Origin of the sequence: Vallitalea longa, from assembly GCF_027923465.1 — a bacterium.
Classification (GTDB): domain Bacteria; phylum Bacillota; class Clostridia; order Lachnospirales; family Vallitaleaceae; genus Vallitalea; species Vallitalea longa.
Window position 1 is genome coordinate 90,341 of sequence record NZ_BRLB01000006.1, and the last position, 21,293, is coordinate 111,633.

Annotated in this window: 24 protein-coding genes; 19 read left to right on the forward strand and 5 right to left on the reverse strand. The window is 29.7% G+C overall.

The genetic code is table 11. From position 1 onward, the window contains the following. Positions 1–30: 30 nt before the first annotated feature. The 8 genes from QMG30_RS11870 to speD all read left to right on the forward strand — a co-directional run bounded on the left by QMG30_RS11870 (position 31) and on the right by speD (position 7,057). A complete protein-coding gene (locus tag QMG30_RS11870) occupies positions 31–981 on the forward strand; it encodes a carbohydrate kinase family protein (protein ID WP_281815610.1) in 951 nt (316 codons plus the stop codon). A gap of 230 nt (positions 982–1,211) precedes the next feature. Further along, positions 1,212–1,649: a metal-dependent transcriptional regulator gene (locus QMG30_RS11875; protein ID WP_281815612.1), complete on the forward strand. Its 438-nt coding sequence runs from the start codon at positions 1,212–1,214 to the stop codon at positions 1,647–1,649. A 12-nt stretch (positions 1,650–1,661) separates the two neighbouring features. Continuing rightward, entirely contained in the window at positions 1,662–2,588 is a 927-nt protein-coding gene (locus QMG30_RS11880) for a metal ABC transporter solute-binding protein, Zn/Mn family (protein ID WP_281815614.1), read from the forward strand. A gap of 32 nt (positions 2,589–2,620) precedes the next feature. Continuing rightward, positions 2,621–3,364 (forward strand): metal ABC transporter ATP-binding protein, encoded by a 744-nt coding sequence (locus QMG30_RS11885; RefSeq protein WP_281815615.1) that lies wholly within the window; start codon positions 2,621–2,623, stop codon positions 3,362–3,364. A 4-nt stretch (positions 3,365–3,368) separates the two neighbouring features. Beyond that, positions 3,369–4,274 (forward strand): metal ABC transporter permease, encoded by a 906-nt coding sequence (locus QMG30_RS11890; protein ID WP_281815616.1) that lies wholly within the window; start codon positions 3,369–3,371, stop codon positions 4,272–4,274. Positions 4,275–4,276: 2 nt separating this feature from the next. Then, a complete protein-coding gene (locus tag QMG30_RS11895) occupies positions 4,277–5,395 on the forward strand; it encodes a metal ABC transporter permease (RefSeq protein ID WP_281815618.1) in 1,119 nt (372 codons plus the stop codon). A gap of 250 nt (positions 5,396–5,645) precedes the next feature. Continuing rightward, positions 5,646–6,233, forward strand: coding sequence for a rhomboid family intramembrane serine protease (locus QMG30_RS11900; RefSeq protein ID WP_281815620.1), 588 nt, complete (start codon positions 5,646–5,648; stop codon positions 6,231–6,233). 26 nt (positions 6,234–6,259) lie between these two features. Continuing rightward, on the forward strand, positions 6,260–7,057 hold the full coding sequence (gene speD, locus QMG30_RS11905) for an adenosylmethionine decarboxylase (RefSeq protein ID WP_281815623.1): 798 nt from the start codon (positions 6,260–6,262) through the stop codon (positions 7,055–7,057). Between the two features lie 76 nt (positions 7,058–7,133). On the opposite strand, the gene QMG30_RS11910 is transcribed toward speD, so the two are convergent. The 5 genes from QMG30_RS11910 to QMG30_RS11930 all read right to left on the reverse strand — a co-directional run bounded on the left by QMG30_RS11910 (position 7,134) and on the right by QMG30_RS11930 (position 12,221). Then, entirely contained in the window at positions 7,134–8,888 is a 1,755-nt protein-coding gene (locus QMG30_RS11910; protein WP_281815624.1) for a sensor histidine kinase, read from the reverse strand. A 3-nt stretch (positions 8,889–8,891) separates the two neighbouring features. Beyond that, a complete protein-coding gene (locus QMG30_RS11915; RefSeq protein ID WP_281815625.1) occupies positions 8,892–9,575 on the reverse strand; it encodes a response regulator transcription factor in 684 nt (227 codons plus the stop codon). 94 nt (positions 9,576–9,669) lie between these two features. After that, positions 9,670–10,845 carry a hypothetical protein gene (locus QMG30_RS11920; RefSeq protein WP_281815626.1) on the reverse strand — a complete coding sequence of 392 codons (1,176 nt, stop codon included), beginning with the start codon at positions 10,843–10,845 and terminating at the stop codon, positions 9,670–9,672. A 278-nt stretch (positions 10,846–11,123) separates the two neighbouring features. Next, the gene (locus QMG30_RS11925) at positions 11,124–11,798 is read right to left on the reverse strand and encodes a PspA/IM30 family protein (protein ID WP_281815627.1); all 675 of its coding nucleotides are present in this window, start codon (positions 11,796–11,798) and stop codon (positions 11,124–11,126) included. A gap of 39 nt (positions 11,799–11,837) precedes the next feature. Then, a complete protein-coding gene (locus tag QMG30_RS11930) occupies positions 11,838–12,221 on the reverse strand; it encodes a type III secretion system chaperone family protein (RefSeq protein WP_281815628.1) in 384 nt (127 codons plus the stop codon). Between the two features lie 239 nt (positions 12,222–12,460). On the opposite strand from QMG30_RS11930, the gene QMG30_RS11935 reads away from it, so the two are divergent. The 11 genes from QMG30_RS11935 to QMG30_RS11985 all read left to right on the forward strand — a co-directional run bounded on the left by QMG30_RS11935 (position 12,461) and on the right by QMG30_RS11985 (position 21,202). Then, positions 12,461–12,985: a DUF4178 domain-containing protein gene (locus QMG30_RS11935; RefSeq protein ID WP_281815629.1), complete on the forward strand. Its 525-nt coding sequence runs from the start codon at positions 12,461–12,463 to the stop codon at positions 12,983–12,985. A 33-nt stretch (positions 12,986–13,018) separates the two neighbouring features. Next, the gene (locus tag QMG30_RS11940; RefSeq protein ID WP_281815630.1) at positions 13,019–13,828 is read left to right on the forward strand and encodes a hypothetical protein; all 810 of its coding nucleotides are present in this window, start codon (positions 13,019–13,021) and stop codon (positions 13,826–13,828) included. A 33-nt stretch (positions 13,829–13,861) separates the two neighbouring features. Then, entirely contained in the window at positions 13,862–14,068 is a 207-nt protein-coding gene (locus QMG30_RS11945) for a DUF350 domain-containing protein (RefSeq protein ID WP_281815632.1), read from the forward strand. Positions 14,069–14,129: 61 nt separating this feature from the next. Next, the gene (locus tag QMG30_RS11950; protein ID WP_281815633.1) at positions 14,130–14,324 is read left to right on the forward strand and encodes a DUF350 domain-containing protein; all 195 of its coding nucleotides are present in this window, start codon (positions 14,130–14,132) and stop codon (positions 14,322–14,324) included. 36 nt (positions 14,325–14,360) lie between these two features. After that, positions 14,361–15,911, forward strand: coding sequence for a polyamine aminopropyltransferase (locus tag QMG30_RS11955; protein WP_281815635.1), 1,551 nt, complete (start codon positions 14,361–14,363; stop codon positions 15,909–15,911). Positions 15,912–15,934: 23 nt separating this feature from the next. Further along, a complete protein-coding gene (locus QMG30_RS11960; protein ID WP_281815637.1) occupies positions 15,935–16,963 on the forward strand; it encodes a potassium channel family protein in 1,029 nt (342 codons plus the stop codon). Between the two features lie 253 nt (positions 16,964–17,216). Next, on the forward strand, positions 17,217–18,890 hold the full coding sequence (locus tag QMG30_RS11965) for a hypothetical protein (protein ID WP_281815639.1): 1,674 nt from the start codon (positions 17,217–17,219) through the stop codon (positions 18,888–18,890). Positions 18,891–19,053: 163 nt separating this feature from the next. Beyond that, complete coding sequence (gene larC / locus QMG30_RS11970; protein ID WP_281815641.1) at positions 19,054–19,785, forward strand: nickel pincer cofactor biosynthesis protein LarC; 732 nt, start codon at positions 19,054–19,056, stop codon at positions 19,783–19,785. Continuing rightward, positions 19,782–20,189 (forward strand): DUF3842 family protein, encoded by a 408-nt coding sequence (locus QMG30_RS11975; protein ID WP_281815642.1) that lies wholly within the window; start codon positions 19,782–19,784, stop codon positions 20,187–20,189. The genes larC and QMG30_RS11975 overlap by 4 nt, the downstream gene beginning before the upstream one ends. Before the next feature lie 88 nt (positions 20,190–20,277). Then, complete coding sequence (locus QMG30_RS11980) at positions 20,278–20,796, forward strand: ECF transporter S component (protein WP_281815644.1); 519 nt, start codon at positions 20,278–20,280, stop codon at positions 20,794–20,796. Continuing rightward, positions 20,783–21,202, forward strand: a complete 420-nt coding sequence (locus QMG30_RS11985; RefSeq protein WP_281815646.1) for a DUF1893 domain-containing protein — start codon at positions 20,783–20,785, stop codon at positions 21,200–21,202. Before QMG30_RS11980 ends, QMG30_RS11985 begins: the two co-directional genes overlap by 14 nt. Positions 21,203–21,293: the final 91 nt, after the last annotated feature.

Consider the following 21,293-nt stretch of genomic DNA (forward strand, 5'->3'; position numbering starts at 1 on the left):
ACGTGGATTAAATTAGAGAGGAGGGATAATATGTATGATGTAGTTGCTATGGGAGAACTTCTTATAGACTTTACTCCAATTAAAAAAGAAAGCGATAAAGCTCCTACTTTTGAACAAAATCCAGGAGGAGCTCCTGCTAATGTATTGGCTATGAATTCTATACTTGGTGGGAAAACTGGATTTATTGGAAAAGTAGGAGATGATGAGTTCGGACATTTTCTAAAGAAAGTGATAGAAGATGTCAATATCAATGCCAGTGGACTTGTTATGGCAGAAGATGTACATACTACATTGGCTTTTGTCCACCTAAGTGACAATGGAGAACGTTCATTTAGTTTTTATAGAAAACCAGGTGCCGATATGATGCTTGAAGAAAAAGAGATCAAGAAAGAATTAATAGATAATTGCAATATATTTCATTTCGGTTCAGTATCTTTGACAGATGAGCCTTGCAGGAGTACGACTATTTCAGCAGTTAAATATGCAAAATGTAAGGGTAAGATCATAAGCTATGATCCCAATTATAGAAAAGCGATTTGGAATACTCCTGAGAATGCTAGAAAAGAGATTTTAGAAGTAATGCCATTAGCTGATATAGTAAAAATATCTTATGAGGAAATGGAATTCCTTTTTGGTATAACAGATATCAATGAAGGTATAGAAAAGATTAAAAGAATGGGTGTTTCACTTGTCTTGATATCTATGGGAGATAAAGGTGCTTATTATTCAAATGAAAATGCTACAGGATTAGTTGAAGCATTTAAGATGGATTCTATTGATACAACTGGGGCTGGTGATGCTTTCTTAGGGGCAATACATTATAAAATCAGGTCAAAAAGCCTACATGATATTCAAAAGATGGAAAAAGATGAAATGGAACAGATTCTATTATTTGCCAATGCAGCAGGAGGAATTACAACTTTGAAAAAAGGTGCAATACCTGCTATGCCTAATGAGGACCAGATTAATGAAACTGTATAAATGATTGAAGATAAATATTTAATTAGAATGGAGAGTACTATAGTTTAGTTACTCTCTATTTTTTTGTTTTTTAATTTTGCAATTGGGATTGATTATAAGAGTAATCATAAAATTTTTATCTGGAATATCAAAATAAATCAAATAAATGATATTGACAATCATTATTATTTAATATATAATAGTATCAACAGAAAAGTTAAGGTTAACCTTAACAAATGAGGAGGGACAAAATGTTAAATAGAGGAGAACAAGATTATATAAAAGTAATATTCATGTTAGAAGATAAAAATGAAGATGAGTACCTAAATAATAATGAACTTGTAAAAACATTAGGGCATACGCCACAAACAGTAAATGAAACAATAAAAAAGTTAGTAAATAAAAAGTTAGTAGAATATGTTCCTTATAAAGGTACTAAATTGACTGATGAGGGTAGAGACATAGGTACCAGATTAATAAGAATCCATAGACTCTGGGAATATTTTCTATTTGAGAAATTAGGATATACTTGGGAACAGGTACATGCAGAAGCAGAAAAATTAGAGCATGCTACTTCATTTTTATTAGAAGAAAGACTTTATAAATTTTTAGGAGAGCCGAAACAATGTCCCCATGGAAGTTATATACCTAGACTTAAAGAAACAATCGGGAACAAAAATGATAATTAAGGAGGTTTTTTAATGAAAAAAAATTTATTTATTATGTTATTGGTTATTATTTCAGCTATTGGATTAAGCGGTTGTGGTAACAGTAAAAAAGTAACTAAAATTGACGGTAAATATAACATAGTGGCTACAACTACTATGATTGCGGATTTAGTCAAGATAATTGGTGGTGATAGCGTATCAGTTCAAGGATTAATGGGACCAGGAGTTGACCCTCATTTATATAAAGCTAGTGCTGGTGATGTATCATTGATGCAGAATGCAGATATGGTCATATATAATGGTCTACACCTTGAAGGTAAAATGGGTGAAATATTTCAGAATATCAATGATAATGAAAAATTAGTTATCAAGATATCTTCTGGAATAAATGAGGAGAATTTAATTATAAGTGAAGATGATTTACATGATCCACATATCTGGTTTAATGTTTTATTATGGAAAGATGCTGCAAAGGTAGTTAAAGATGGACTTATTGAGTTAGATAATATGAATGAAGAAACATACACGAATAACTACGAAGAATATATGGTTGAACTTGACGAATTACATGAATATGTTAAATCAAGAGTTGATGAGTTACCAGAAGACAAGCGAATTCTAATTACTGCTCATGATGCATTTGAATATTTTGGTAGTACTTATGGCTTTAAGGTCAAGGGATTACAAGGGATATCAACAGCTTCAGAAGCTGGTACAGGTGATGTAAGAGAATTAGCAGATTTTATTGTAGAACATGAAATAGGTGCTATCTTTATTGAATCTTCAGTTCCTAAGAAAAATGTTGAGGCTTTACAAGAAGCCGTAGAAGCTAGAGATTTTCAAGTTGAAATCGGCGGAGAACTTTTCTCTGATTCATTAGGAAGTGAAGGAACAGAAGCTGAAACTTATATAGGAACAGTTAAAAGTAATGTAAATACTATAATTGATGCATTAAAATAATACACACTAATTATTAAAAAGAGGGTAATCATATGGTTAATTCAGATAATTATGTAATAGAAGTGGAAGATATGACAGTTGCATATCAAATAAAGCCAGTGCTTTGGGATATTGACCTAAGGATTCCAAAAGGTGTACTAATGGCTATAATTGGACCTAATGGTGCAGGTAAATCTACATTGATTAAGGCTATGCTTGATTTAATAAAACCTGTTTCTGGTAGTACTATTTTTAATGGACACTCTTATAAACATCAGAGAAAAAATATAGGCTATGTACCACAAAGAGGTAGTGTGGATTGGGATTTTCCTACAACTGTTTTAGATGTAGTCTTGATGGGAAGATATGGTTATATAGGCTGGATTAAAAGACCTGGCAAAAAAGAAAAAAAATTAGCTATGGAAGCCTTAACTAAGGTAGGGATGCAAGAGTTTGCTAATAGGCAAATAAGTCAATTATCAGGTGGACAACAACAACGTGTTTTCCTTGCTAGAGCAATTGTTCAGAATGCAGATATTTATTTTATGGATGAACCATTTCAAGGTGTAGATGCAAAGACTGAGAGAGCCATTGTTGATATTCTAAAAGATATGAGAAAGCAAGGAAAAACAGTAATAGTTGTTCATCATGATTTACAAACAGTAAAAGAATATTTTGATTGGGTAACTCTTCTAAATATCCAATTAATAGCATGTGGACCAATTTCGGAAGTTTTTACAGAAGAAAATCTAATAAAAACATATCGTAGTACTGGCAAATTGTTAAAAGGCAGGTAATGTTATGGTTGATTTTAAAATGATATTTACAGATTACACATTACAAATAGTTTCATTGGGTTCTGCGCTTCTTGGAATAATTAGCGGAATAGTGGGTAGCTTTGCAGTACTGAAAAAGCAAAGTTTATTAGGGGATGCAGTATCGCACGCAGCATTACCAGGGATTACCATTGCATTTATACTTACTGGAAGTAAAAGTACGGTGATTCTCTTAATAGGAGCATTAATAACTGGATTATTAGCTACATGGATAGTTGGATTTATCAATAAACATTCTAGAATAAAATTTGATTCAGCTCTAGCACTTATTTTATCAGTTTTTTTTGGTATTGGACTTACACTATTGACATATATACAAAAGATTCCAAATGCGAATCAAGCAGGTTTAGAAAATTTTATTTTTGGGCAGGCTTCGACGTTACTTAGCAGGGATGTCAAGATAATATTTATTGTTGGTATAGTAGTTATTGCATTGGTAATTATATTCTGGAAAGAGTTAAAAATAATAACTTTTGATTATGAGTTTGCAAGAAGTATCGGATTTTCTACTAAAAAATTAGATTTTTTGTTAGCTGGTTTGATAGTAACAACAATAATCATTGGACTACAAACTGTAGGTGTAATCCTAATGAGTGCAATGTTGGTAGCACCAGGTGTAGCAGCAAGACAGTGGACAAATAAACTTTCTATAATGGTTATACTTGCTTCTGCTTTCGGAGCAATTAGTGGAGTTTTAGGAACTATTATTAGTTCGTCAATTGAAAATATGCCTACAGGTCCTTCTATAGTTCTTGTTATAAGCTTAATAGTGATAGTTAGCATATTTCTTGCACCTAATAGAGGTTTGGTATGGAAAAAAATTAGAGATTATAACAACAAAAATAGTTGTATGTTTGTTAAGGGGGAATAGATATGACGCCACAATTAGAGATTCAAATAATAGCAGTAATCGTTGCAGTAGCTTGTTCTATCCCTGGTGTATTTCTAGTTCTAAGAAAAATGGCTATGATGTCAGATGCTATAACCCATACCATTTTATTAGGAATCGTTGGAGCATATTTCATTGTATTTGATTTGAGTTCTCCACTCTTAATAATGGGTGCAGCAGTAGTTGGATTATTAACCGTATACTTAGTGGAACTTCTTAATTCAACTAAATTGTTATCAGAAGATTCAGCAATAGGTGTTGTTTTCCCTTTGCTATTTAGTATAGCAATCATTATTGTTTCTAAGTATGCTAGTTCGGTTCACTTAGATACTGATTCAGTACTATTAGGAGAATTAGCTTTTGCACCATTTAACAGAATGGTTATAGGAGGAGTTGACATTGGAGCCAAAGCTATTTATTCTATGGGAACAGTATTGTTAATAAATTTGGTACTGGTAATCGTATTTTTTAAAGAATTGAAGTTAGCCACTTTCGATAAAGGACTTGCGGCAGTTTTAGGTTTTTCACCTATATTAATCCATTATGGATTAATGACTTCAGTTTCAGTTACAGCAGTAGGAGCTTTTGAGGCAGTAGGTTCTATATTAGTTATTGCTTTTATGGTTGGTCCTCCTATATCAGCTTATTTGATTACTGATGATCTTAAGAAAATGATAATCTTAAGTGCTTTTATTGGAGCTGTTAATGCTATCATAGGATATCAATTTGCAGATTTATTAGATGTATCTATTGCAGGCTGCATGGCAACTTTTACAGGTATATCATTTATGCTGATATTTATTTTTGCACCCAAAAGAGGAATGATAACCATCATTAGAAGACGTAAGTACCAGGAAATAGATTTTGCTGCAAAGACTATGTTATTTCATGTATATAATCATGAGGGTGATGAAAATGAATATATAGAAAATGGAATAGTGAGTATTAGTAATCATTTAAACTGGCAAAAAGATTTTTTAGAACGTATTGTTATTAAGTTAAAAAGTGATAATTTTATTGTTGAAACCAATGGAATCTTTAAATTAACTGAAGAAGGAAGGGAGTATGCTAATAAAAGTTATGAAGAAATAATAGCAGAATAATGTTAGAGTAGGACTGTTTACTAGTACATTTTTTATAGTATCATTAATAAAATGTATGAGACAGTCCTTTTAAGTTATTCATTTAAACATTTTTCGACTCATTAGTAGTATGAATCAAGAATATGTTGCATGAACTTACATAAATGTTTATAATAAGATTAGCCTACAAAACTTAAAGGATTTAAATTCTTACAATATATAGTATTGAAATAAGTACTAATAGTTATAGTATATCAAAAGGAGTATTATTATGAAAAACTTACTAAACAAAATAGAATATAATTCACCTGTGGTTCTAACATTTGCTCTACTAGCAACAGGAGTTTTTTTTATAGATGAAATTATACCTATAGATATTATTAATACATTTTTTGTTTATAGAGGTGGATTTTCTGTAATGAGTTTGATTCAGATGATATTATGGCCTTTGGGACATGCTTCCATAGATCATTTGTTAGGTAATATTACTTTGATTTTATTAATAGGACCTATGTTAGAAGAGAAGTATTCATCAAAGACAATCTTGATTTTGATTATTATAACAACTATAATTATAGGAGTTTTTCAAGTGATTATTTTAAATAGTGGAATACTAGGAGCTAGTGGTATTGTATTTATGATGATAGTATTGACTTCGTTCACTAATATGAAAGATGGAAAAGTTCCTCTTACATTTATTTGTATAGCTATATTATTCTTAGCAAAAGAAATATATAATGGACTATTCGTGGTTAATAATATTTCGGAATTGGGTCATATATTAGGTGCTGTTGTAGGAATTGGTTATATATTTATAATACAAAAAAATAAGAAGAAGCAGATTAATTATAATGTTTAGTTTGAAAAAGGAGAGAAGGTATTGGATTGAGTAAGAAATATAAAATACATGGTTTTAATAACCTGACTAAAACTCTCAATATGAATTTTTATAATATTTGTTATATAAGCAATAAGAAAATGAAGGAAAGATATATTGAATTTATCAATTGTAACTATAATGCTGATAATTTAACGGATATACTAAGAAATGTTACATCAATGATTGGTGCAAATATATTAAATATTGCAAAACAAGATTATGACCCACAAGGTGCCAGTGCCAGCTTATTGATATCAGAAGGGGAAATCCCAATTATTAGAATTGATGATTCTTGTAATAGAGGAAATGTTATACCTAATACCCAACATATAGTTGGTCATCTAGATAAAAGCCATGTAACTGTACATACTTATCCAGAAAATAATACTAGTAATGATATATTTGTGATTAGAATAGATATAGAGATTAGTACATGTGGAGAAATATCCCCATTAGAGTCAATTGATTATTTAATTGAAAAGTTCAATTCGAATATCATTACTATCGATTATAGAGTAAGAGGGTTTAGTAGAGATACTAGCGGAAGAAAACATTATATCGACCATAAGATATCATCCATACAAGATTTCATATCACAAAAAAATAAATTAGATTATAAGATGGTAGATTTCAATTCACCTAAAAATAATATTTTTTATACTAAAATGATTGATAATGTATTTATATTAGATAGTTATCTATTTGAAATGAAAAAAGAGACATTATTAGATAATCATCAGATTCAAAGTATTACTACAAAAATTAAAAATGAAATGAATTCAATATTCTTTTGTGAAGAATAATATTTAATTGGCTATCTTAAGAAATATCCCATAATACACACATTATTTAGTGTTATGGGATATTTTCATTTTTTTATTATAGGATATTTATATTAAAGTAGAACGTTACTCCATTTTGTTTGTTGATAACACCATAATCGCTTCCGTGGCCATCGAGTATAGCTTTAACAATGGCTAGTCCTAGTCCTGTTCCTCTGTTTTCTCTATTATGAGATTTGTCAATCTTATAGAATCTGAGCCAAATGCTATCTAATTCTTCTTTTGTGAGCTTGTTTCCTTCATTATAGATATATATATAATTGTTGTCGTCAATGATTTCGCCCGTGATAATTATAGTTGAATTATTGGTACAATATTTTACTGCATTAGAAATCAGGTTCATGATTACTTGATCAATCTGAAATTTCACACCAAATACTTTTGTGAAATCACCTTCAATATCTATCTTTAGTTGTTTATCCCTAATGTGCATTTCTAATAAAGTAACAGCTTTGTTAATTAACTTTATAATGTCAAATCCTTCTTTATCTTCGATTTTGCCTGCCTCAAATTTACATAGGTCAAGCATATCAAGTATAAGAGTATTCATTTTCTCTATTTCATCCAAAATAACTTCTAGATAATAATTTGATTTTTCCTTTTTGATACCGTCTTTTATTCCTTCTGCAAAGCCTTTTATTATACCAAGTGGTGTTTTTAGTTCATGAGATATGTTCGCAACAAATTCTCTTCTGACTTTTTCCTGCTGTTTTTCTTTTTCCATGTCAATTACCAGCTGTTTATTAGCTCCTTTCAAGTCAGTTAGAGCTTCATCAAGATTGGTTGATAATATATTCAGACTGTTGGATAAAACCCCTAGTTCATCGTCACTATTATGAGTGGACTTGATTGAAAAATCCATTCCAGCCATTTTATCCGCTATCTTGGTTATGTTCAATAATGGAGAAGATATTGATCTTGAATATATCCATGCAATAAATAGAGATATAATAACAGCTAATAAATAAAATATAATATAGTAGTCACTTAATATACTCATAACTTCACCAACTGGTTGTAATGAGGCAGTAGCGTTGATATATGTTTTTGTCACATTATCTATCTCTATTATTTTAGTAAAATTAACTTGTTTTACATTAGTAAAAGGCATATCATCAATTTTATAATACACATCATCTTTTTTTGAATACTGTGGGGTCATATCTTCAATATCGGTAAAATTAATTACATCTACAGCTCTTTCCACTTGTATATCCATGCCAGAACTAATTGTTATATTATCCATTACATTACTAATATTTATAAGGATAGCATTACCTTTTAATATAATAAAACTTTCTTGTCCTAATATATCATATATTTTATGATTATTTATTTTAATAGGAGTCAATATTTCTGTATCAAGGATTACTGCTTCCAAATAAAATTTTTGATATTGGGTAGGCATTTCTCCATCAAATGCTTTTAACAAATCACTTTTAGAAATATAAATATCATAATACTTACTATTAGCTACTTGTAATGTTAGAATGTACTCTTCAACTTGCATATCATCATAGCTCAATCCATTAACTGTCAAAGTAGTATTATTATTACCCTCAAATTTATTAATCTGTCTTGCGAGTTCATCAAAACTCCATTTTTCTTGTTTATACTGTTTGCTAAAGCTATTCATGTTTTTTATAATATTATCTATTTTTTTGGTTATATAGTATTTATTAATAAATAAACTTTGAACAAGAAAAATAATTGTGATAAGACTCATGACAGAAACAAATGTAATTATAAACATTTTAAAAACGATAGACTTAGTCTTTTTAATTTTTTTCATTTATCAAACCACCTCAAATTTATACCCAACGCCAACAACTGTATTTATATATTTGGAAGCATCACCAAGTTTTTTTCTAATGGTTTTGATATTTGTATCCACAACTCGTCCATCGCCATAATAATCATATCCCCAAATATGATTAATAATTTTATCCCTCATCAAAACGATTCCCTCATTTTCTATTAAAAAAAGTAATAAATCATATTCCTTTTTTGTAAATATAATTTCCTCTCCATCTACTTTTATAGAATAAGCATCTTTATTTATAAGTATCTCTTTTCTAGAAATTATATTGCTTTTTATTTGCTCACCATTAGATTCATTAAATCTACTAAGCAATGTCTTAACTCTTGCTACTAATACTTTTGGGCTGAAAGGTTTTGTCACATATTCATCAGCTCCAAGTTCAAATCCTAATAATTTGTCATCTTCATCACTACGAGCACTTAAAATGATAATAAGTACATTTGATTTTTTCCTTATTCTTCTACACACAGACCAGCCATCAAGTCCAGGCATCATAATATCCAATAGAACTAGATCAATATTATTATTTTCAAATACATTCATTGCTTCTATGCCATTATCTGCTTGAAAAACTGCAAAACCATCTATTTCCAGATAATCACATATGATTTCACGCATTCTTTGTTCATCTTCAACAACTAAAATATTTTTATTCATCATAAACTCCTTATATCAGCAAATGGTATACTTATAATAAGTATACCATTTTCCATATAAATATAATAGGTGATTATATTGAGATATTAGTCCTCTAAATTTCTATTCCAGTGCTTATTTCCTCAATATTTATCTCAAAAATATCCATTTTATAGATTTCATCCCATACTTTTTGAACTTCTTCTTCTTTTTTAGTTGCTTTTTCAAATAGCTCTTTTGCTTTTTCAATAACTTCTGGTTTTAAATCTTTTTTGAATCCTTTTGAAAATTCCTCAAATGTAAATGGTTGAGCAATATCTATTATTGCTTCTGAACTTATAATCATATTACCATCAACTTTAGTCATATCAAAATTACTCACGTTATCCATATCAATATCACCATCAATTGTAATTACACCGGACTCAATAATTTTATCCATATCAATGTCTCCATCAAATGTAATTACGTCCTCGATATTTCCTATATTCATATGCTCAATATCTTTCATCTCATTAAAAAGATTCATTTCAAATAACTGACTCCATACTTTCACTGCTTCGTCATATTTTTTATCTTTATCAAGTTGTACTGCTTTTTCATATAATTCTTTTGCTTTCTTCTTATCTTCTTCCTTTAAGTCTTTCTTGAAGTTCTTTGAAAATTCTTCAAATGAAGTATTGTTTATTTCTACAATAATATCACCAGGTATTTCAGATAAATCATCAATAAAAATTGCTTCTGAACCACTTAATATTATATCTTCATCCATATTTTCAACTTTAACATTTTCTCCCATTTCATCAAAAAGGTTCATTTCAAATAATTGATTCCATACTTTTACTGCCTCATCATATTTTTTATCTTTATCAAGTTGTACTGCTTTTTCATATAATTCCTTAGCTTTCTTTTTATCTTCTTCCTTTAAATCTTTTTTAAAACTCTTTGCAAATTCTTCAAATGTCAAATCACTGCCAATAGTAATATCAACATTCTCTATTTCATCAAATAAATCAAGTTTGTATAGTTCATCCCAATATTTAGATGAATCATCTTCTAACTTAATAGCTTTGTTAAAGAGTTTTTCTGCTTTTTTATAATCTTCTTTTGATATATCTTCTTTAAACTCTTTACTGAAATGTTTAAAATCAAATACACTATATTCAGTTATGGCACTGGCAATATTATCATTCAACTCCTTTACGTCGGTCTTTGCATACACGCTATTCAGCGATGTTATACCTATTGTAGCTACTAATGCTCCTGCTAATAATCCTTTTTTAATATTCATACTAATTCCTCCATTAATTTATTTGTATTTGTTTCATGAGTAAAGTATAGTATGGCCATGTGAAAAACGTGTGAAATGTATTTGAGAATCATGTGTTTTTATATACTTGAAGTTTTCATTTCTTACTGTAGAAGGTGAATGAAAATTAGAAAAGATGTGATTTATATTCATAGCAAATAGAATTATCTATCGACATAAAAAATAGCCTCCTATATGTTTATTTAATCATAGAAAGCTATTTCCCTCATATTTTACAGAATTTTTTATTTTATTAACCTTTATTTACCAAGTTTAGCTTTTAATGCAGCAAGTTCGTCCATTACTTCAGAGTCTGAATTTTCAAGTTTATCGAATTGGCTGTTTAGATCATCGTTAGCCATATAACTATTTAATTCTGTTTCAGCTTCAGCTTCACTTTCGATTGTATCAACTTTTTCACTAATTCTTGAAAATGTATCAAATACACTTGTATCATTAACACTTGACATAGTTTTTTGAATGGATTTTTGAGCTTCAGCTCGTTTGGTTCTAGCAATCAATAAACCTTTTTTACGTTTAGCTTCTTCTATTTTATTACTTAAATCTCTTAATCCAGCTTTTAAATTGTCAGTTGCATTTTTTTGAGCTTGCCACTGCTGACGATATTGTTCAGCTAAATCATCATATTCTTTTTTTCTGTTTAGAGCTTGTAAAGCTAGAGCATCATTACCATTAGCTACAGCTAATTCTGCTTTTTTACCCCATTGAGCAGCTTTTGCAACTTCTTCGTCTAAAGCTTTTTTTAATTTTTTCTCATCAGCTATAGCTGATGCAACAGATCCTTTTGCTTCGTTGTACTGTTCACCCATATCGATTATTAATTGATTTAACATTTTCTCAGGGTCTTCAGCTTTTGAAATTAGATCATTTACGTTTGATTTAAATACTGTACTTATACGATTAAATATACCCATTATAAGTTACCTCCCTTTATATTTTGTATGTATGTAAAGTTAATCTGCAAATTTAGCTAATAAATCGTAGTGTTGTATTAGAGCTAGACCTATACTGTCTATTGTTGATTGAAATTCGTTTTCATCAAGATTTTCAGCTTGTAACGTATCTATGATGATCAGACTATCATTTTCGATAGCATATGCACCATGTACTAGATCATTAGCATTTAATTCTAGAACAGTCTTATAAAATTCCTCTTTATTGCTTTTAGGTAATTCCATAATCTTAACTCTGAATAAAACTATTGGTTCGACTAATTTGACTACAATATTATCTATGTGAGATAGATCATCTTCTATTTTCCATGTGCTTTCATCTAATTCTTCGTAAAGTAAATTCATATTTAGCATAAAACTTTCAATTCTTTGTTTAACATCCATCATGATAACCTCCTTATAATAGTGTTTATTAATTAAGCCATAGCAATATAATTATAAATTAAATTTATCAATATGTATATGACTTTTTTAATTATATATATTATAACATAAAAAATCCAATATTAATTTATCAATAAAGACATATTTTCATCAAAATAATATAATTTTTGCAAAATAACTTTTACTATAATAAAATATATGATAATATAGTTTTGGTGTATTTAAGGAGGTGAATATTAATGGGATTTATTGATAGAATCAAAAACATATCAAGAGCGAACAAAACTGCAAAAATGGAATCAGAAAACGATAAATTGACAGTTCTTAATATGAGGGTAGGAGATATAGTTTCTATTGAAGAAGTTGATTATGAAGTTAAAGGTATACTAAAATTTAATGATCACGGTTGGAGATGGACTGAATACAAATTAAAAGATTCTAGGAAAACTTATTGGTTAAGCGTAGAAAAAGATGACGATATTGAGATATGCTTATATCAAGAAGTTGTTGCAATAACTACTGAGGCTCCAAAAGTTTATGAATATAAAGGAGTTACATATTATATGCAAGAAGGCAGTGATGCTATCGTAGAAGATGTTCAAGGAGATATTAGTTCTGTAAAAGGCGAAGAGGTAGATTACTATGAATATTGTGATGAAGACGGTGAGAAACTTCTTTCACTTGAAATATGGAATGGTGAAGTAGAAATGGGTGTCGGTAGGAAAATAGAAGATTATAATGTGGAGATCTATCCTAATAACTAGATACGGTCTAGTCAATGAGAGGAGGTAGTTTATATGAAAAAAGGCTTAAAGATTTTTATAGGTTTAGTTTTATGTATGTGGTTTATTTTCATAATCAGTTGTATAGGTTCACATAAATCATTAGCCAAGAAGTTAGATGATAATTCTAATTTTCAATATGCGACCAGTCTAACAAGTAATTATGATAAATCAGATAAAGCCAATGTATATACAACAGATATGACTGTACAAGAAGCTGCTCAATACCTAATGAAGGAAGATTGGCCAGAAGATTATACTGATCTGGATAATAATGAAGCTATACAATTGACATATGATGATTATTATGTATTAATCTATGCAAATGAAGATGGAGAAACATATATACAAATATCATCGAGAAAATATATACATAATAATGGATACCATGGTTTGTATAGACCATATAGAAATAACATAGTGTTGTTCTATGATACTTCTTATACTTCTAGCAGGTATTATACAAAAGATAATAGTCGTTATGGAAATGGTTATGCTAGAGCAGTTAAAAACGTTAAAACTTCATCAAGCAAGAGTACAACTGCTGATAAAAAAGATACGACTAAAGTAAAAACTGATTCTAATAAAATTAAACCAGATAAAAATGCTTCTAGTAAGATTAGAACTAAAAATTCCAACACATCATCTAGCAAGACAACAAATAGTAATACATCAACAAGTAAGAACACTTCAACATCTAGTAAAAGTACTCCAAAAACAAGTCACAGTACATCAAGTAGTAGTACATCTAGAACAAAGTCAATTCGCTCTGGTAGTGTTGGTTCAAAATCAAGATTAGGTGGAGGTACAAGCTTTGGTAAATAATCAAATTGATATGTTAAGGAAGGAGATAATATAATGGACTTTTTAAATAATGAGTTTGTAGCAACTATTATTTATGCTATTTTGGCATTAGTTTTAATGTTTGTAGGATATAAAATATTTGATATGATTACACCTTATAATTTCGCCGAAGAGATTAAAGAGAAAAATCCAGCTGTAGGAGCGGTAATAGCAGGAATATTCATAGCGGTAGCAATAATCATCAAAGCAGCTATTGCATAAGTTTTTTAAGTACATATAAAAATTGATTTATAAATAATAATGTCTAAGGAGGTTTGAATAAATGAATCCTATCATTTCTAGTATAATATATTTTGCAATTGGTATGTTTTTCTGTGCAATAGGATATAAAGTGTTTGATTTAATAACACCGTTCGATTTAAACAAAGAAATTGATGATCATAATATGGCTGCAGGTTTAGCAGTAGCAGGAATTTTTATTGGTGTGGCAATAGTTGTAAGTGCTGCAATTTTATAAGTTTGAATAGCTTTGCAAAAAGTTATGGAGGTTAACATGACAAAAGAAAATAGCATTAAAAAAGATATAGATACAGGGAAAATTAATGCTACCCCTTTGATGTTTGCTGTTTTTATTATAGCTATATGTGGAATAATATATGAACTGATTATCGGTGCAATCAGTTCATATTTATTGGGGGATAGTGTTAAGCAATATTCTATTACTATAGGATTGTATATGAGTGCTATGGGTGTAGGATCATATGTGACCAAGAAGTTCAGACGTAACTTATTTGATGTTTTTGTTATAATAGAACTATCAATAGGTTTAGTTGGAGGTATATCGGCGGTGCTTTTATTTGCTGCATATGGATATACCAAAGTGTATCTTCCTGTGATGTATATAACAATAATTATAATTGGTATTTTAGTAGGACTGGAGATACCTATACTTACTCGTATTATAGAAGAAAAAGAGAATAATCTTAGGATGACGCTTGCTAATGTTCTAAGTTTCGATTATATTGGAGCATTAATAGGTTCGGTAGCATTTCCGTTAATCTTATTACCACATCTAGGATATATAAAAACAGCTTTTTTAGTTGGTTTTATCAATATAATAGTTGCGAATATCATAATTTATAAGTATAGTGACCACATAAAAAGAATAGATGCGTTGAAGATATTAGCTGCATTATTTGCTCTATTGATTATAGTAGGTTTTATAACAGCTGATTCGACAGCTGATAAGATTGAGGATAGTTTCTATAGAGATCAAATAATATATAGGAAGCAAACAGAGCATCAACGAATAGTTGTAACTAAACATCGTGATGATCTTCGTTTGTTTCTTAATGGTAATGTTCAATTTAGTTCACAGGATGAATATAGATATCATGAATCTCTGATTCATCCTGCGATGACACTTGCTAAAGAGCATAATGATATACTTATCCTAGGTGGTGGAGATGGATTAGCTGCAAGGGAAATATTGAAATATGATGATGTCGAGAATATTACTTTAGTTGATTTAGACAAAGAAGTCGTAAAATTCTGTAAGACCAACCCTCTCGTGAAATCATTGAATAAGGAGTCTTTGGATAATGAAAAGATGAATGTCATCAATCAAGATGCCTATAAATTTCTTGAAAATACGGATAAGAGATTTGATGTTATTATTGTGGACTTACCGGACCCTAACAATGAAGCTTTAAATAAACTATATACTAATTTATTTTATAGGTTGATATATAGCAGGTTAGATGATGGAGGTATGGTTGCTATTCAATCAACAAGTCCATATTATGCTGAACAAGCTTATTGGTGTATCCGTAAGACCGTTGAATCAGAAGGATTTTATACTACAGGATACCATTTGTATGTACCTTCATTTGGGGATTGGGGATTTACATTAGCTTCCAATGAGGAATTTAAAGAAGAAGATATTGATCTAAAAGTCCCAACCAGATACCTTAATAATGATATGGTCAAGGCATTATTTGTTTTTGCTGATGATGAGAAAAAATCAAAAGATAAAGTAGAGGTTAATAGTCTTACTAATCCTGTTTTATTCGGTTATTACGAAAAAGCCTGGGATAGTTATTAATAAACAATCTAGGAGACGATGAGATGATATCAGTATTATTAAATGCAATTAAAGTTCTGCATATATCAATGGAAAAGAGTAAAATATATAAGTTGATAGGAATTTTCATAGTTGCATTATTAGTGTGTTCAACAGCTTTTTACATTTTTGAAAGTAAAGCTGATGTTGATATAAGTTATGGTGATTCTTTATGGTGGGGATTCGTAACTACAACAACGGTTGGTTATGGTGATTACTATCCAGTTACACTTGGAGGACGTCTGTTTGGCGTAGCCCTTATGTTAATAGGTATTAGTACATTTGGTTTTGTGACAGCAGCTGTTGCATCAATCTTTATTGAGAATAAAATGAAAGAAGGTAGGGGATTAGTGGACATCAAGTTCAAGAATCATATAGTACTTATTGGATGGAATAAGAAAAGTGAAACAATGTTGAAAGAATTAATAAAAGATAGTCCAGAACGAAAAATAGTTATAGTTTCTGAAATTGAAAGTTTGAATCTACCAGATAAGAATACCTATTTTGTACATGGAGATCCTACTGTAGATGAAACATTATTAAAGGCTAATGTTCCTTATGCGGATATTGTGATAGTTGTAGCTGATGAAAAGTTAAGAGATAAAGATGGAATGGCAGATGCTAAATCAGTACTCATATGTCTGGCAGTCGATAAATTCAATAGTGACATTCACCTGATTGCGGAAGTGCTTGATGAAGAGAATACTCCCCATTTTGAACGAGCAAATGTTAATGATATTATTGTTAGCAATCAAATGAGTAGTCGAGTTATGGTTAGGAGTGCAGTATATAAAAATGTAAGTTCTGTATTAAAAGAATTATTGACAAACTCATATGGTAATGAATTATATGAATGTACTGCTAAAGAAGATGATATAGGAATGTCATTCAAAGAACTTTCGATTAAATATATAGATAAATATAATACAATTCTAGTTGGAATCGCAAATGAAAAAGTTTCCTTAAATCCTGATAAAGATAGGAAGATAAAGAAAAATGATATTCTCATATACATATCTAGTGAAAAATTGTAAGAGGTATAAGTCATAGAAATGAAATTTTTATGACTTATACTTTTTTAGCTTATAGGTAAGTCCTACTTTTTAAGCATATGAAATAGGAGCGTTTTCATATGCACTAAGAAAACTTCCCTAACTACAAATTCTCATTGTATCTTAAAAATATTAATGGTGTTAAATGCAATCGGGAAAGTGAGGATTTAATATAGTGCATAATTATGATACAATGGAAATAAATAACTTTTTATAAAAATAGTGAGGTATACTAATGATGAGAAATTCTAGTAAGAAAATAGCTGTAATGTTTGCAGTTATTATTTCTATTGCAATAATATTTTTGGTGATTTATAAGCTGAAAGATGATTCTATTGAAACTAGTAATAATTTAAATGTTGAGTACGACAACGATAAGAATAACTTTACTGATACGCAAGAATATAAAGATTATTTAAGTGGTATTGATGATAATAATACAGTATCTACAGAAAATAAGACAGACTATTCCAAGATATGGTTTGATTTAGATAAAGATAATGTTAATGATTATGAGTTAGAAATTGCTGATTTGATAGATGATAAACCAATAGATCCAATTTTGACTAATATGAGTTTGGTTAAGCATAAGTATATGAATGAATATACTTATGATCTTAATTTATCCGAGGAATATGGTAAATTGAAACTAACATTTCACGAAGTTATTGATAGCGGAATTTTATATTATGTGGAATATATCCCATACAATAAAAAAAGTAAAAGCCTGTCATTTTCTATAGAAGCTTCAAAAGCTGATAGTATAAGTGTTACGGAAGGTTATTATGAAAACCATGTTATAAAATATAATATTCATGACGTTACATCAAGCCAAAATTTTAATAATATCTTTAATCTGGTTGATGGAGATAAAAATCATATAATGTTAGGAAGAGTTTTCTTGGAGAAGGATATAGGTGAAACAGTAAAATCTGTAACTAAAATTAAGCAGGATAATTCAATAATTATGGATGATAAAAACACATATAGATATGTTCTGCCAGTTAAGAATGGATATTCGACTAAAGTAAACGGAATGGTCGCTCTTAATAATTTAATTAACGATAAAAGTGTACAATTCAATTTAGCCACTTTATCAGCATTAGATTTAGCTGATGTAAAATATGTTTGGGCTGATGGCATATATTATGATAATCCAAGTACTTATAAACCTTCTGCTAAAAATGATTTCTACAGGACAGCTTGTGGAACACATATGAGAGGTTGTTATTGGGTGCTTGATCAAGGTAGTATATTTACGACTTATGGTGTAAGTCTCATGTATACTTATGCTGATTTATATAACGATAAGAATTATATTCCTACAGTACCAAGATCTGATTGGTTATACGATGATTACAAAATTAATGGTGAATTCTATGATACAAGATTCAATACTGACACGATAAGCAGTTTCTTACACATGCAGGAAGTGTATCCAGATGAAAAAATAAAAGAAGTGTTGGATGAGTATTTTGAGTTCTACATTGATTTTGTTGATAACAATAGTTTTTATCTGGACGGAAATATTTTTATTGCAGATTATATGGACTATGATGGTAATGAAATAATGCCTCATTGTTCTCTTAATCATATGCTATCTGAAATGACAGTCATGTATAGATACCATCTGTTATATCAAGATGACAAATTGTTCGACTTAGCTGAAAAGTTTTTACATAGTATTATGAATACTAAAGATAATTGGATAAAGCCTAATGGTGATTTATATTATTGTATTACTAAGGATGGAGAATATACAAGACAGGATTATAAATTAGTTACTTTGAATGATCTGGACAGGGCAAAATATTATTTGAAATTAATTTATAAGGAAGTACCAGACGACTATATGGTCATATATAATTCCAAGAAGGATTGGGCAGTAAAAAATGGTTATAAAAACTAAAACTAAATAAAGATTAATGTAATATTTATTAACCATTATACTATATAATATAGTAATAATGGTTAATTATATGTTAGAAAAGGTTGACTTAATTGGTTTCTTATGATAAAGTATAGTTATTCCAAACGTTTGGTACAAATTTGGACATCGGAGGTGTTTAGACATGGGTAAAATACTTTATTTTGATTGTCTAGGTGGTCTGAGTGGCGATATGACTCTAGGTGCACTTCTAGATTTGGGAGTCGAAAAAGATATTTTTATTGGAGAGCTAGACAAATTAAATGTTGAGGGATTCAGTCTTGATATAAACAAAAAGAGAAAAGATGGTATAAGTGCAACAGATGTTTATGTACATATAGATGAAAATTTGGTCTATCCAAAAAGGAACTTAAATGATATTATTAATATTATAGATGAAAGTCTCATTAGCCAAAGAGCGAAAGAAATAGGTAAGTCCATTTTTATTTTAGTTGCAGAAAGCGAGGCTAGAGTACATGGGCAACCTGTAGAAGATATTTTTTTCCATGAAATAGGTGCTTTAGATTCAATTGTTGATATTATGGGTGCTTCAATATGTATTGATTTATTAGATGTAGACAAAGTATATGCTTCTCCTATTCATTTGGGTACAGGTTTTATTGAATGTGCTAATGGCATAATACCAATACCTGCTCCTGCTACGGTTGAAGTATTAAAGGATGTACCGATTTATCAGACTAACATTAAAACTGAACTAGTAACACCGACTGGTGCTGCGATTATTAAAACTATAGCCGAGAATTTTATTTCTATGCCTAAGATGACTATAAAAAGAGTTGGTTATGGATCAGGCAAAAAGAATTTACCTATAAAAAATCTATTGAGAGTAATAATTGGAGAAGAGGTGGTTAATTGAAGATAGCTGTCGTTGATGGACAGGGCGGAGGTATCGGAAAAATCATAATTGAAAAGTTAAAAGACAATATTGATAGAACTCATGAATTAATTGCACTTGGAACGAATTCAACTGCAACTACCGGTATGATAAAATCTGGAGCGAACTCCGGTGCTACTGGTGAAAATGCTATAAAAGTCATGAGTAAAAGAGTTGATATCATCTTAGGACCTCTTGCAATTATGGTACCTGATGCTATGATGGGAGAAATTACATCAGATATAGCTTTATCCATTTCATCCAGTGAAGCGAAGAAAATACTTTTGCCATTTAATAAATGCAATATGGTAATTGCAGGTGTAAAAGGTAAAAAATTAAATAAATTGATTGAAGAATTAGTGCAGGAAGTGCTAAGAGAAATATAACACCAAGAAGGTTGTAAGGCTTTTTTGGTGTTTGTTTTTTTATCTTAGGATTTAACATAGTATATACATTTTGGAAGGAGAATTTCATATGAAGAGTAAACAATTGGTCTATACAGCATTATTTGCAGCATTAGGAGTTGTATTACCTCAGATGTTTCATGTTTTTGGCAATTTGGCAGGGAGTATTTTCTTACCTATGCATATACCTGTTCTTTTAGCAGGTTTTGTATGTGGTCCTATAAGTGGATTATTAGTAGGTTTAGTATCTGTATTGATTAGTCATGTTTTTACTGGAATGCCACCAGTACCTAATCTGTTTTTTATGATAGTTGAGTTGCCTGTATATGGATTGATGGCAGGTCTATTATTTAATAAATATGAATTGAATATAATTGTATCGTTGATTTCTGCTATGGTTACAGGTAGAATAGTTGTAGGTTTCATGATATTTGCTGCAACAAATCTGTTGGGTATTACGCTTCCTAAGTTTATCAGTTTTACAGGGATGATAGTGACTGGACTACCAGGAATAGCATTACAATTGGTAGTAATTCCTTCAATAATGGTCTTGATTAAGAAAGTAGGGTATCAAAATGCGACAGCTTGATAATTATGAATTAGAAAATAATAATTATACATGTATGGTTAAACATAATGATAAAGTAGTATTTACTTCAAAAGAAAAAGGTGTAAAACCTTTGCTGGATTATATTAATGAAGAATATGATTATACCAATATAACAGTCATTGATAAAATCATAGGAAAAGGCGCAATGTGTTTGGCTATCAAATGTAAAGCTACGAAAGTTATTACTCCTATCATAAGCCAAAAAGCTTTAGATACAGCTAATATGTATAATGTAGATGTACATTATAAAGAAATTGTACCTGAAATAATCAATAGAACAGGTACAGGACCTTGTCCAATAGAAAATGCAGTGTCTAGTATTAATAATATAGAAGAAGCGTATAGTGTTATTATTAATACTTTACAGGAACTATCAAATAAATGATTAGAAACATCATCATGTTATCAATCGGGTTATCCAAATGAAAATTCAGGTTGGCAATGGATTGGATAATATCCTTTGCCAACCTGAATTT